The sequence below is a fragment of the Acrocarpospora macrocephala genome (assembly GCF_009687865.1).
In the GTDB taxonomy this organism is placed as follows: Bacteria; Actinomycetota; Actinomycetes; order Streptosporangiales; family Streptosporangiaceae; genus Acrocarpospora; species Acrocarpospora macrocephala.
The window spans coordinates 12776-25520 of record NZ_BLAE01000022.1; the positions used below are offsets into that span (position 1 = coordinate 12776).

General features: G+C 68.4%; 12 protein-coding genes. 6 read left to right on the plus strand and 6 right to left on the minus strand.

What is annotated here, in order from left to right:
• Window positions 1-25: 25 nt before the first annotated feature.
• The 3 genes from Amac_RS19890 to Amac_RS19900 all read right to left on the minus strand — a co-directional run bounded on the left by Amac_RS19890 (window position 26) and on the right by Amac_RS19900 (window position 5561).
• Window positions 26-3181, minus strand: a complete 3156-nt coding sequence (locus Amac_RS19890) for an FG-GAP-like repeat-containing protein (RefSeq protein ID WP_155355878.1) — start codon at window positions 3179-3181, stop codon at window positions 26-28.
• A 289-nt stretch (window positions 3182-3470) separates the two neighbouring features.
• On the minus strand, window positions 3471-3977 hold the full coding sequence (locus tag Amac_RS19895; protein WP_170322567.1) for a ricin-type beta-trefoil lectin domain protein: 507 nt from the start codon (window positions 3975-3977) through the stop codon (window positions 3471-3473).
• A gap of 1017 nt (window positions 3978-4994) precedes the next feature.
• Window positions 4995-5561, minus strand: coding sequence for a TetR/AcrR family transcriptional regulator (locus Amac_RS19900; protein ID WP_155355880.1), 567 nt, complete (start codon window positions 5559-5561; stop codon window positions 4995-4997).
• Window positions 5562-5684: 123 nt separating this feature from the next.
• Here Amac_RS19900 and Amac_RS19905 point away from each other — a divergent pair, with 123 nt between their 5' ends.
• Window positions 5685-6800, plus strand: a complete 1116-nt coding sequence (locus Amac_RS19905; protein WP_155355881.1) for a saccharopine dehydrogenase NADP-binding domain-containing protein — start codon at window positions 5685-5687, stop codon at window positions 6798-6800.
• Window positions 6801-6828: 28 nt separating this feature from the next.
• Here Amac_RS19905 and Amac_RS19910 read toward each other — a convergent pair whose 3' ends face one another.
• Window positions 6829-8031 carry a benzoate/H(+) symporter BenE family transporter gene (locus Amac_RS19910; protein ID WP_246268502.1) on the minus strand — a complete coding sequence of 401 codons (1203 nt, stop codon included), beginning with the start codon at window positions 8029-8031 and terminating at the stop codon, window positions 6829-6831.
• Window positions 8032-8117: 86 nt separating this feature from the next.
• Between Amac_RS19910 and Amac_RS19915 the strand changes: the two genes are divergently transcribed.
• Window positions 8118-8669, plus strand: a complete 552-nt coding sequence (locus tag Amac_RS19915) for an XRE family transcriptional regulator (RefSeq protein WP_174900195.1) — start codon at window positions 8118-8120, stop codon at window positions 8667-8669.
• A 52-nt stretch (window positions 8670-8721) separates the two neighbouring features.
• Complete coding sequence (locus Amac_RS19920; protein ID WP_155355883.1) at window positions 8722-9294, plus strand: DUF302 domain-containing protein; 573 nt, start codon at window positions 8722-8724, stop codon at window positions 9292-9294.
• On the opposite strand, the gene Amac_RS19925 is transcribed toward Amac_RS19920, so the two are convergent.
• On the minus strand, window positions 9246-10472 hold the full coding sequence (locus Amac_RS19925; protein ID WP_155355884.1) for a TolB-like translocation protein: 1227 nt from the start codon (window positions 10470-10472) through the stop codon (window positions 9246-9248). The two genes, Amac_RS19920 and Amac_RS19925, sit on opposite strands and share 49 nt — an antisense overlap.
• Window positions 10469-10999 (minus strand): SigE family RNA polymerase sigma factor, encoded by a 531-nt coding sequence (locus tag Amac_RS19930; protein WP_155355885.1) that lies wholly within the window; start codon window positions 10997-10999, stop codon window positions 10469-10471. The genes Amac_RS19925 and Amac_RS19930 overlap by 4 nt, the downstream gene beginning before the upstream one ends.
• 206 nt (window positions 11000-11205) lie before the next feature.
• On the opposite strand from Amac_RS19930, the gene Amac_RS19935 reads away from it, so the two are divergent.
• From Amac_RS19935 to Amac_RS19945, 3 genes are all read left to right on the plus strand, one after another.
• Complete coding sequence (locus tag Amac_RS19935) at window positions 11206-11715, plus strand: DUF5994 family protein (RefSeq protein ID WP_155355886.1); 510 nt, start codon at window positions 11206-11208, stop codon at window positions 11713-11715.
• Window positions 11712-12035, plus strand: coding sequence for an STAS domain-containing protein (locus Amac_RS19940; protein ID WP_155355887.1), 324 nt, complete (start codon window positions 11712-11714; stop codon window positions 12033-12035). The genes Amac_RS19935 and Amac_RS19940 overlap by 4 nt, the downstream gene beginning before the upstream one ends.
• A 156-nt stretch (window positions 12036-12191) precedes the next feature.
• Complete coding sequence (locus tag Amac_RS19945; protein ID WP_155355888.1) at window positions 12192-12668, plus strand: hypothetical protein; 477 nt, start codon at window positions 12192-12194, stop codon at window positions 12666-12668.
• Window positions 12669-12745: the final 77 nt, after the last annotated feature.

Consider the following 12745-nt stretch of genomic DNA (forward strand, 5'->3'; position numbering starts at 1 on the left):
AGAACGAGTACTCCCCCTGACGTCGTCAGCCCTTGCGGACCTGCCCATTGCCGTGCCAGGCCGTCACTGCACCGGCGGAGGTGGAGACCAGATAGTCGAAGCGGCGGTCACCGTTGACGTCCTCCAGGAAGACCTGATCACGGGTCGCCCCGACGCCGGTCGCGATCTCACCCTGGATGAGCCAGTTCGGACCCCCGCTACCCCGGTTGTTCCGCCAGGCCCAGATCCGCCCTCGATCGTTGACCGACAGGTAGTCGTCGCGGCCGTCACCGTCGATGTCGGCAAAGGTGATCATCGAATTGTGCAGGCCGATGCCCGAGGCGATCTCACCCCATTCGGTCCATATCTTGGAGGGGAAGGCGTTGCCCCAGGCGCGTACCTGTCCCTGGGGCCCGACCATCAGGTAGTCGTCGCGGCCGTCGCCGTCGATGTCGGCGAACCGTAACCCTTCCCGTGTCCCGCCCGGTACACCGGCGGCGACCTCGCCCCATGGGGTCCATATCTTGGAGGGGAAGGCGTTGCCCCAGGCGCGTACCCGTCCCTGCGGGTCGACGAGGAGGTAGTCGTCGCGGCCGTCACCGTTGAGGTCGGCGAACCGCAACTCCTCCCGCGTCCCGCCCGGTACACCGGCGGCGACCTCGCCCCATTCGGTCCAAATCACGGAGGGGAGTCTGTTGCCCCAGGCGCGTACCCGTCCCTGCGGGTCGACCATCAGGTAGTCCGCCTTGCCGTCAGCGTTGAGGTCGGCGAACCGCAACCCCTCCAGCGTCCCGCCCGATACACCGGCGGCGATCATGCCTTGAGGATCCCAGCGCTCGGGCCCGGCGAACCGCTCGCCCATCCACGCCCAGACCTGCCCGGCGGCGTTGATCGTCAGATAGTCGGCGTTGCCGTCGCCGTCGACGTCCGCGAACTCGACGTTCTCCCTGGACACCCCGGCACCGGAGGCGATCTCACCCTGGACCAGCCATGGCTCGCCACCGGACTGGCCGAAGGTGTTGAGCCAGGCCCGCACCTTCCCCTGCGCGTTCACGACCAGGTAGTCGTCGCGGCTGTCACCGTCGAGGTCGGTGAACCGCACCTCCTGAGGGGTCGCTCCGACACCCCAGGCGACGACGCCCAATTCGGTCCATATCTTGGAGGGGAGTTTGTTACCCCAGGCGCGTACCTGTCCCTGCGGGCCGACCATCAGGTAGTCGTCTGCGCCGTCACCGTCGATGTCAGCGAACCGCAATCCCTCTCGCGTCCCGCCCGGTACACCGGCGGCGACCTCGCCCCATGGGGTCCATATCTTGGAGGGGAAGGCGTTGCCCCAGGCGCGTACCCGTCCCTGCGGGTCGACGAGGAGGTAGTCGTCGCGGCCGTCACCGTTGAGGTCGGCGAACCGCAACTCCTCCCGCGTCCCGCCCGGTACCCCGGCGGCGACCTCGCCCCATTCGTTCCAAATCACGGAGGGGAGTTTGTTGCCCCAGGCGCGTACCCGTCCCTGCGGGTCGACCATCAGGTAGTCGTCGCGGCCGTCGCCGTCGATGTCGGCGAACCGCAACTCCTCCCGCGTCCCGCCAGGCACCCCGGCGGCGATCATGCCCCCAAATCGCTCAAATCGGTTCCAGCCGTCCATGCCGGCGACCGAAGGGTCTTCAGGGGGCGTCGAGCCGCACGCTCCGGGAACGCCGTTCTTGGCGGTCAGGAAGCCGCCCGACCGTAGGACGGCGCTGATCGTCTTGTCGAAGGCCACGGCCATCTTCCGGTAGCCGTTGGCGTTCGGATGCAGGGAGTCGGTCATGTCTCCCGGTGTGACCGCGCTCATGTCGACCAAGTGCACGCCCCGGCCCGCGGCCTGGAAGTCGGCGACGATGCCCGGGATCGCCGCGTTGTACTGCTGGATGCGATTCATGATCGCCGGTGTCGTCGACGGAATGAGAGTGGAGACCAGGACCGTGGTCTCCGGGCCGGCGGCGAGGATCTGGCGGATGAGGCCGCGCAGCCGTTCGGGGGCGCCCGCCACATCGATGTTGCGGTCCATGTCGTTGGTGCCGATGTGCAGCGTGACGACGTTCGGCCGGTATTCACGCATCGTGCAGGACGTGATTCCGCTGATCTGGCTGATCGTCCAGCCCTGATGCCCCTCGTTGTCCCGGTCCGCCAATTGGCCGGTTCGCTGGGCGCCGACGTAGTCGAGACGGTCGACGTCATCGGCGAGGAGAAGACCCCACAACTGGGCCCGGTAGCTGGAGCTGTCCGGCGTCCCGTCTCCGTAGGTGATCGAGTCACCCAACGGCAGGACCCGGAGATTCACCGCGGGAGGGCCAAGCTGGCTCAACGCGTCGAGGAGACCTTGGCCGAACGTACGGGTTTCGGTGACCATTTTCGCGCCGAATTGCTGCATCTGACGGCCGACTCCCTCCCAGAAGCCTGTGAACGATCTGCCTGTCGCGACGATCCACGCGCCCGCCGACCCGAACCATCCCGGTAACACCGTCCCGGCGAATGTATTGATCCCTCCCTCCCAGCCGATCGCTTGCACCGCCCCGAACATGGCCTTCCCAAGCGCGTTCCCCCAGGCTCTCCAGTCCGTCTCACGGCCCTGGGTGAAGATCACGATCGCCTGGTAGACGAACGTCTGCATGAAACCGCCCATGGCCGCGCAGAACACGATGGCGGGGAGAGCCGCCGTGCCGCCGCTGCCGGCGGCGAAAGCGCCGACGCATATGGAGCGGAGCACGATTCCCAGGAGAAGGGTGGCACCGTAAACCAGTACGTCCTCCCACCAGCTCAGGTCGTTGGCCTGAACGGCGTCGGCCTCGATGGTGAGCGACAGCGTGGGACCCGACAGGGAGAGGTAGCCGTCGAAGTCCCGCTCCACCATGAAGTCCGGGCCCCCCGGAAGAACAAGCGGGTAGAGATCGGACTGCTCCCGCATCGCGTCGCTCAGGAGAGCATGACGGTTGTTGAGATCGTCCAGCAGGCCCTGGAGTTGGGCGCGGTCGACGTTATCGGACAGCCGGTAGGTCATCGTGTAGGTGGTGGGCAGGCTCTCGGCCGCTTGAGCCGGCTGCGCCAGATTCACCACCAGCGAGACCATGACCATGATCGCGACCGCTAATCGACGCCACCCGCGAGATCGGGGCGGCCGCCAATGTCCCCGCGCTCCGACGTTGCCGACCAAACTGACAGCCATGCTGCCTCCATTCATGAAATCAAAGCCCATCGACGGAAATCGGGGGCTCTCGCGTAAACCTCAAAGGAGCACCGTGTGGTTTCCTGACAGCCCAGGCCGGGCCGACGGCCTGCTCCTTGTTTCGGCGGGTACCGCCCGGTCACAGCCAGGCTGATGTGATTACTCGATCGTGACCGCGGCCTCGCCGGGGGCAGATGCAACCTCTGTCCGCCCCCGGCGAGGCCGGAGTCAACACATCTTCACGCTCGTGCGACTCACCATGAGTTGCGCGGGGATCTCAGGCGGGTGTTTACCAGTCGAACTGCCAGTGCTCGTTCTGGTAGTTGCCGGTGATCTGCGAGTAGACAGCGCCGGATACATCGGTGAACAAGGTCCACTTCTTGCTGGGATTGCCGTGCCACTGGTAGAAGACGACGTCCCTCCAGCCCGTGCCCTGCGCATACCACTCGGGGTCGAGAGCGGAATTGGCGTTGCTGCACTCGGAGGTCGTCTTGATCCTGGAGCCCGAGTAAACGAACGCGAGACACATCTTTGTCGCCTTGTTCTTGAGGGCGACGATGTCATATGCGGGGCCGCCGGGGCCGCTGCGCAGCTGAAGGAGCGGCTCCCAGATCTGGTGGTCGTTGGTGCCGCGGGCGCTGCACGGCAGCGTGTACACCTGCCCGGCGAAATTGCTGTCCAGGCACTGCTTGGTCAACCTGCTCCGCAGGATGCTCTCGCCGACGTACCCCGCGGCCTGGGCGGGCGCGGGCAGCGTCACACCCGCGGCCAGCGCAACGGCGGCGGCCGCGATCACCCTCCGGACACGGTGATGAGCCGGCCGGCTCATCACCCAGTTGATAGCGCTACCAGACATTTTCCCTCGCTGTCGGTTCAGGAAGGACACCCCCTGTGGGTGTCGCGGATTCCCTAAACGCGCATACAAGCCGGGCTGGAGTGCCGTGTGGTGTACGGCAGATGAACGATTCATCAGCGCTAGATGACGATAAAGACGATTGATGCCGAGATTTCGCGATGAGTCGCCATTTGACTGCTTTGAGTGATCATGCTTCCGGTAGGTTAAATGGCGTCGCCAAAACGCAGGAATCCGCTCCTGTCAACATGAGAATGACTCGCCGAACATGAGAACATCACCAAGCCCGCTCGTCACTTCCGAGCGTTAATGAACGATCACCATGCGCAGTCTGCCGCGTTGCCATAACGGCTCTACCGGGCAGATTTCCCGGTGTCAATGTTTGAGATCTTACAGCGTCCTTACGGCTTCCTCACCAGCGGATTCTGTCGTCAACTGGGGCACTTCACCACAGCGACGACAAGGCGAAGCCGCAGTGACATCCAATTCAGGCAAAAGGCGGAAAAGAAAAGCCGCACCGGACTGGCGGCAAACTCCGCGCACCAAATCGGCGGCAACCATCAACCGATGCCACCGCGACACTGATTTCCATCACATTTGGCCGGAGTGGCGGAGTCCACGCCTCGGCGACCACCTGCGACCATGCTGATCGACCGGAATTTCGCGCGGACATTCCGTTCATTTTCAGGGAGGAAAACGGCGGGGCAGGCACTCGCAGCGGTGAACGATCCGACCGGTGCCTTTCCCGCGTTCTACACGGTCGTTTCAGCACGCCCGTCGCGATACTGCTGAAGCCCCCTTTCGTCTTCCTCGCGGGGTCGGCTCCTTGCCGGTGGAGCCGGGTGGTGCCGGCATGCCTCAGGTCGTGCGGACGCCGACTGTCGAGGCGCCCGGCCCGGGTGGCGAAGTACTCACACGCCTGCACCGCCCCCGACGGCTCCTGGATGACCAACCTGCCTCTCACGTCCCGGCGAGGGCGGCCCGCAGTTCGTCGGTCGCCGCGTCCAGGCAGCGGCCGAAACTCGCATGTCCCTTGGCCTCGATCCAGTGCCGGAAGGCGTTCTGGAAGGCCACCGTGGCCAGTTGCGCGACCAGTTCGGCCGTCCCGGCGTTCACCTGACGCCGCTTCAGGGCATCGCGGATCGCCTCGGTGATCGCTGCCGTCTTGGTCCGTTCACGTTCCTGCAGCTCCGGGCTGGCGTCGATCACCGCCCGGCGCTCCGCCGCGCCGTCCACCTGCTCGACGAGCTGGGCACCGACTCGCGCCAGCGCGTCGAGGGCGGCAGCGAGCGGAGCCGCGTCCGGGTTTGCCGTCAGGACCGCCTCCGCCAGCGCCGGGGGCAGGCGCTCCGAGCCGGCGAACAGGACCTCGCGCTTGTCCGGAAAGTAGCGGAAGTAGGAGCGCCGGGTGAGGCCGGCCCGCTCGGCGATATGGGTCACCGTCACGTTGTCGTAGCCGCGCTCCAGGCACAGCTCCAGAGCCGCCCGCTTCAAGCGCTCCTCGGCACCCGGATCCCACCTCGCCATACGCCGACGGTACCAGGTGATGTCCCGCTGTGCCATCAGTGCTAGCCTGCAATCACGACACACTGTGTCATCACTGGGGCACCCGTTCCCGGTGCGGCCCGGAGCAGGCAGGGTGAGGTTCGCATGACCGAGACCAGCGAGACCGGCGGGACGACCGGCGAGAGCAGGACGAACGACGAGGTATGGATAGTCGGGGCCACCGGCCGTGTCGGCCGAGGCGTGACCGCGCGACTGGCCGCGCGGGGACTGAAGGTCGTGCCGGTCGGCCGCAGCCGGGAGCGGATGCTCGCCGCCGGGGCCGAAGCCGGTCTGCCCGGGGACGCGAAGGTGGTCGTCGCCGACTCGGCCGAGCGGATCGCGGACGAGATCGTCCGCAAGCGCCCGCGGGTGGTGGTGAACACGATGGGCGCCTTCGCCGCCACGGCACCGGTGCTCGCCCGTGCCTGCATGCCCGGCGGCCACTACGTCGACCAGGCCAACGACGTGGTCGCCGTGGAGGGGCTGCTCGCCCTGCACGAGGAGGCGGTGCGGGCGGGCAGCACCCTGGTCACCGGTGCCGGATTCGGCGTGCTGGCGACGGAGGCGGTGGTGGCCAAGCTGTGCGAAGGCCGGCCCACGCCGCACCGGGTGCGGGTCGACGCCGTGGCCTCGGTGGCCGTCGAGGCGGGCGCGCTCGGTGCCGCCTTGGCGGCCAGCGTCGTGGACGTGCTCACCACCGGCGGACGGCGATACGAGAACGGGCGGCTGATGACATCGCGCCTCGGCGCGGATCCGCAGCAGCTCACCTTTCCGGACGGGGAGTCAGCGAAGTCGGCAGGTGTCTCGTCCGGCGAGCTCGTCGCGGCGCACGCGGTGAGCGGAGCACCGTTCGTCACCGCCACGTCCGCTCTCGTGCCGACCGCTCCGCTGATACGTGCCCTGCTCCCGCTGTTCGGCCGCCTGTTGTCGGTTCCGGCGCTGCGACGCCTCGCCGTCGACCGGCTCGGCCGGGTCCCGGTGAAAGCCGCGCCCCGTCCGCGCGAGCACTCCTGGGGACACGCCGTCGTGGAGTGGGGGGACGGCACCCGGCACGAGGGATGGCTCCGCGCCGCCGATGGCATGGACTTCACAGCCGACGTCACCGCCACCGTCACCGAACTGCTGGCCCGTGGCGTCGGCAGGCCCGGGGCCTGGACACCGGCAGCCGCCCTCGGGGCGGACCTGGCGACGGCCGCGGGCGGCACCTTCATACTGGACTGAGGACTCCGCCGTCCCCAGGCCCAGTGCACTACTGGGCGATGCCAACGGGTCGTGAATGGTTGGCGGCCGGAGTTTCCGTACCGGCTGGTGGCGTGCGGCGGTGCAGTAGGAGGGCGGTCAGGGCGCCCGCGACCAGGCCCCAGAACGCCGCGCCGATGCTCAGGATTGTCATGCCGGACGCGGTCACGACGAAGGTCACCACCGCGGCCTCGCGGCCGTCCGGCTCGGTCACGGCGCTGGCGAGGGATGAGCCGAGGGCCGGTAGCAGCGCCAGGCCGGCGACGGCGATGACCAGGACCGGCGGGGACAGCAGGACCAGGGCCATCGCCAGGCCGGCGCCGAGGCCGAGGGTCAGCTGGCCGGCGCCCAGGGCGACCGTCGCGATCCAGCGGCGGCGCGGGTCCGGGTGGGTGTCCGGGCCCGCCGTGAGCGCGGCGGTGATCGCCGCCAGGTTGAGGGCGTGCCCGCCGAACGGGGCCGCCGCCGCGCTGGCCAGGCCGGTCGTGACGAGGACGGGGAGCAGGGGCGGGGTGTACCCGTAGGTCGCCATGACGGCCATGCCGGGGACGTTCTGCGCGGCCATGGTGACCAGGAACAGCGGAATGGCGATGCTCACCACTACCGAGAGGTTCAGCGCGGGGGCGGTCAGCTCGATCGAGGGGCGCAGCGCCACGCCGGAGAGGCCAGGGCCGTGCGCCACGATCCCGATCACCGCGGCGACGAGCGCGCCCGGGACGGCCCACTGCCGTCGGTAGCGCTGGAGGATCGCCCAGGTGAGGACGACCGGGATCGCCAGGAGGGGGATGTCGACGACGGCGCGGACCGGTGCGGTGCAGAGGTTGAGGATGACGCCCGCCAGCATGGCCCCGGCGATCGGGCGCGGGATGGCGGCGATCGCGCGGGCCAGCCACGGCGACAGTCCGGCGAGCACGATGAGGGCGGCGCACACGAGGAACGCGCCGACGGCGGCGGGGAAGCCGCCGGGGACGGGGCCGGTCGCGGCGAGCAGCGCGGCGCCCGGGGTGGACCAGGCGATGCTGATCGGCATGCGGTAGCGCAGCCCGAGGAAGATCGCCACCGCGGCGATGCCGACGCAGAGGGCGAGCAGCCCGGACGCGGCCTGGCCGGGGGTGGCCCCGACGGCGCGCAGGCCGGCGAGGACGACGGTGAACGAGCTGGCGTACCCGACGACCGCGCTGACCAGCCCGGCCACGATGGCTTGCATCCGCATGCGCACTCCCTCCGCCGGGCGTTCCGTTTACGGAACGATAGGGTACGCGGAGGTGCCGGACAAGCCCGCCATGTCACGATGGCCCGGTGGACGAGCGTGAGGCGGGTGTCGGGAGCCGGCTGCGGCGGTTGCGGGAGGCGCGCGGGATCTCGCTGTCGGCGCTGGCCCGCAGTGCCGGGATCGGCAAGGCCACGCTGTCCGGCCTGGAGCTCGGCTCCCGCAATCCCACGTTGGAGACGCTCTACGCGGTGGCGGGGGCACTGGGCGTACCGCTGACGGCGCTTGTCCTGGAGCCCGGCGCGCCGCCCGGGGACGCCGCCGACGTGCGCGGCGCCGCCGTGACGGCCACCCTGCTTGAGGTCTTCGAGGAGCAGGGCGTGACGTTCGAGCTGCTGCGCGTGCGGGTCCGCCCCGGCGTCGTCCAGCAGTCGCCGCCGCACGCGCCAGGCGTCACCGAGCACGTGACGGTCTATGAAGGCGTGCTGCGCGCCGGGCCGGCCGACGCGCCGCTGCTGGCCGCGCCGGGCGAGCACATCTCCTGGCGGGCCGACGTGCCGCACGTGTACTGCACGGTGGGCCCCGATGAGGTGGTGGCGACCCTGCTGATCCGCTCGCCCAGGGGTACGCTCGAAGAATAGCTTTCATTGTGAAAGCCAGTCCCCCCGCGTACGAACCGAAGGGGGAGATCCGATGGCAAGCCCCGTCGCCGACGTGGCATACGAGGCCCACCGGCTGATCGTCGACACCGGCGCGCCGTTCGAGGAGTTCCGGGAGCGATACGAGCGCGCGGTCCCCGCCCTGGACACGCCGCTGTTCGAGCAGTTCATGGAAGAGGACGCGGACTGGTCCACCGTGCAGCGCGCCACCGACCAGAACGCGCCGCACGGCTTCATCATCTACTGGAGTTTCGACAACACCGCGCTCCTGCGCCTGGCCGGTGACCGGTGGCGCAGCGTGCAGTACCTCATGGGCAACCACACCATCGCGCAGCGGATGTTCCACCACGACCCCGCCGTCATGCTGTACGCCCCGCTACGGACGGAGATCTACCAGGACGCGGAGGGCGTGACGCGTTTCGCCATCGACCGGCCGAGCGCCCAGTTCGGCGGGTTCGGCGACCCCGCGATCACCGCCGTCGGGATCGAGTTGGACCACAAGGTCGCCGCCCTGCTGGAGTTCCTCGGCGCCCCGGTGCCCGAGCAGCTCACCGACGGTCACAGCGCTCCCGGCGCACCGGGGAGCACCAGGCCGAACAGCTCCTGAACGCGGTAGGTGGCGGGGAGCTTGCGCGCCTGGCCGGTCTGGACGTTCAGCGCGTACGAGGTGACCGTCTCGTACGGCGGGTCAGGACGAGGATTGGGCCCGTCGGGGACGGAGGGTTTGCCGGTGCGGCAGAACTGGTTGGGCTCCGCCAGGGCGGTCACCTCGGTCGGGCTCAGCCAGGTGCGCAGCGAGATGTTGTGCGTGTTCATGGGCAGGCCGCGCACCTCGACCTTCCGCAGGATCCGGCCGGTCTTGGCGTCCATCTGAACAAGCGGGGCGGGCACGCAGGAGTCGGACTGCGTCACCCGGTTCTCCATCGCGGCGATCATCGTGCCGCCAGGCGCCAGCGGGCTGAAACGGTAGTTCTTCGGCAGGTTGACCGTGCGGCTGTTGCCCGCGGTGGCGGTCTTCCAGAGCCGGGTCATCGTCTGCAACCGGGATTTGGGGGAGTAGTCCACCATGGTCATGGTGTCGCCGTCCGCGGTCAGGCCGACCGGGTTCCAGCCGTTGGGCAGCGGGCGGACCATTCCCTCGCGCATATCGATGAGCATGGCCGGGTCGTCCAGCGCGGGCTTCTTGGTGAAGGCCAGGAAGCGGCCGTCGGCCGACAGCAGCAGGCTCATGATGCTGCCCAGCCAGGCCCGGGGGACCTTGACCGGAGCCGTCGTGAGCTGACCGGAAGCCAGATCGCGGACCTGGAAAGTGCCTGCCTTCGGGGCGTAGTAGGCGATCTTGCCCCCATCGGCGCTGATCGCCACCTGGCTGTCTCCGATGCCCGAGACACCGTCGTGGTAGTTGATGGCGGGCAGCGCCTGGTCGAGGTGGTAGGTCTGCCCGGCCGTCGTGACCACCCGCCAGGCGCCCACCCGGCAGTCGCCGGGGGCCTTGCCGGTGATCGGATTGCAGAAGGTCCGGTACGCGTGACTCAACGGCCCCACCCCCTTCGCGGGCAGGTTCTCAACCCTGCCCGGCGTGGACACCTGGTCCTTCTCGCTCCCGCCGGGCAGCAGGCGCACCGTGGCCGTCGCGCCCAGCACGATGACGGCGACCGTGGCCGCCGCGATCAGCGCGGCGCCGGTCCGCCGCCTGCGCTCGTAGATTCTGATCGCCTCGTCGGCGAGGTCCACGTGAGGGGAGTCGTCGGCGATGTCGGCGAGCACACCCCGCAGCCAGGTCATCGGCGTGCCTCCTCAATCGCGAGTTGATCCAGTTCCTCGAATTTGGGCGCCAGCTCGGGGGCGAGCTCGCGCAGGCGGGCCAGCGCGTGGTGGGCCTGGCTCTTGACGGTCCCGAGCGAGCAGCCCAGCAGGTCGGCGGTCTCGCGCTCGGTGCGATCCTCGTAGAAGCGCAAGATGATCACGGCACGCTGCCGGGGGGCCAGCCGCATCAGCGCCTGGCGCATCACGATCCGGACGACGGCGCGGTCCTCCGTCCAGTACGCGTGCTCGGGTGGGGCCGCGCTCGGTAATTCGCTCGCCGTACGGCGCCGGCGCCAGGAGATGTGCTGGTTGAGCAACGCCTTACGCGCGTAGGCCTCCGGGTGCTCCAGGCGCGCCACCTTCGGCCACCGCCCCACCAGTTTGGCCAGGACGCTCTGCAGCAGGTCCTCGGCCAGGTGGGCGTCCCCGGTGAGCAGGTAGGCCGTACGAATCAGCGACTGCTGGTGCGTGGCGACGAACTCACGAAAGCTGTCATTGCGATTCACCCTGTCTCCTCTCGCCCGTTACAACGCCATCCAGGACGCAAAAGGTTGGCTCAGCCCGGTGGCCATCACCAGGCGCAAGGAGCTTGACATATGGGCGAGGTATACTAGGGACACCGAGGACATCTCGTGCGTTGGCACTCAAGTCGGCGTCGCCCGCGGCGATAGACGGCATCGGCCCTATTCGGGCACGGACAGGTCAGACGACCATGACGCCCACGATTCTCTCGCATCTCAAGCCGCTGAGTTCCGTCACATCCGCGATCCCGGCCGTCGATTCCGCGATCCGGCTCAGCCTGAACGCCGTACCAGACCGGCGAGCGGCCGTGGACGGGGCCTGGTGGCCCTACTCCCGTGACGCCGCCGCCGAACTGCCCGGCCTCATCACCGCCGTCGATCAGCGGATCGGCCGGACCACGCTGCGCCTCAGCGTGTACGCGGACGCCTGGGACCACATCCCACGGCGCATCCCGGCCCGGGGACGTCAGGTCAGGATCGGCTCCTTCCAGAGCGGCGATCCGCACGTGATCACCTTGATTCTCGCGGGTGCCGAACCCATCAGGCTGCTGGTCATCCCGGCGGGCACCGCCGAGGGGGCGCTCAAACTCACCGGCTTCGCCCCGGCCGACCCTCCCACGATCGCGCACCTGCCCGCCGTCGTGACCGCCGAGGACGAGCCGCACCTAGCCTCTCTTTCTCCGATCGGAGAACCGATATGACCGTTATCGACATCGCGCCGCTCGCCAGAGCCGGCCCGTCGGCGCCCACGACCATTCGCCTGCACGGCGACATCGACATCTTCACCACCAAGGCCCTACGCCTGCGACTATTGAGCGCCCTGCGCTACAGCACCAGCATGCTGATCCTGGACATGTCGGACGTGTCGTTCTGCGATGCCTCCGGCCTGGGCGTGCTGGTCGGCATCCGGAACCGCGCCCGAGCCCAGGGCGTCACCCTCGCCCTGACCGGGATCCGCCCGTCCCTCACCAGGATTCTGCGCATCACCGGCCTGGACCGCAGCCTGCCGATCATGATGTGACCGGACTCTTAGGAAATATCCCTGCGTTCGTTGGGCTCTCTGTGACGTCAGCGGGAGTTCCACCGGCCGCTCCCGAAATGGAACGGGATGTCCTGCGGTGGGAACGGCGCGGAACGCCTAAGGAGGTAAAACGACTCATCCTTCTTAGGGGAACTCATGAACAAGAACATCTCGCGGCTCGGGCGCGGCGTCGCGCTCGGTGCCGTCATGGCCTTCGCCGGACTCGGGCTCGCCGTCACTCCGGCGAACGCCGCGGCCAACACGGCGGTCATCGCCATCACCAAGCAGCCAGGAGATTACTTCAAGGTCAACATCGATGTCGTGATTGGCATGACCCCATACCAGGCCCAGCAGTTGAAGAACACCGGCCACCCGATCGCCCTCAGGGTCTGGGGCGAGGACAAGATCAACGATGTCCGCTACGGGCCCGACTCCTTCAAGAACTACGACGTCACCTTCCGGGGCATGGAACTCCACACGTACTACTACTTCAAGCGCGGCACGACGCTCAACGAGGACTCGCGCTGGTACGAAGGCGACGTCGACGACATCTTCGTCGAGGCCCGCCTGCTCAACCTGTCGGGGAGCACCCTCCGGTCCGTGAACAGCAACACGGTGCACGGCGAGTTCTGACCCGGTGCGGGTACTTCCCGGGCCCTCGCTCCCATGAACAGGAGCGGGGGCCCGGCTCATATGCGATGGGAGGATCA

Excerpts from the sequence above, each read along its gene's own strand:
- Amac_RS19940 (WP_155355887.1), top strand. The coding sequence starts at position 11,712 with ATGACCGTTATCGACATCGCGCCGCTCGCCAGAGCCGGCCCGTCGGCG.
- Amac_RS19945 (WP_155355888.1), top strand. The coding sequence starts at position 12,192 with ATGAACAAGAACATCTCGCGGCTCGGGCGCGGCGTCGCGCTCGGTGCC.
- Amac_RS19910 (WP_246268502.1), bottom strand. The coding sequence starts at position 8,031 with ATGCGGATGCAAGCCATCGTGGCCGGGCTGGTCAGCGCGGTCGTCGGG.
- Amac_RS19890 (WP_155355878.1), bottom strand. The coding sequence starts at position 3,181 with ATGGCTGTCAGTTTGGTCGGCAACGTCGGAGCGCGGGGACATTGGCGG.
- Amac_RS19920 (WP_155355883.1), top strand. The coding sequence starts at position 8,722 with ATGGCAAGCCCCGTCGCCGACGTGGCATACGAGGCCCACCGGCTGATC.
- Amac_RS19900 (WP_155355880.1), bottom strand. The coding sequence starts at position 5,561 with ATGGCGAGGTGGGATCCGGGTGCCGAGGAGCGCTTGAAGCGGGCGGCT.
- Amac_RS19905 (WP_155355881.1), top strand. The coding sequence starts at position 5,685 with ATGACCGAGACCAGCGAGACCGGCGGGACGACCGGCGAGAGCAGGACG.
- Amac_RS19935 (WP_155355886.1), top strand. The coding sequence starts at position 11,206 with ATGACGCCCACGATTCTCTCGCATCTCAAGCCGCTGAGTTCCGTCACA.
- Amac_RS19925 (WP_155355884.1), bottom strand. The coding sequence starts at position 10,472 with ATGACCTGGCTGCGGGGTGTGCTCGCCGACATCGCCGACGACTCCCCT.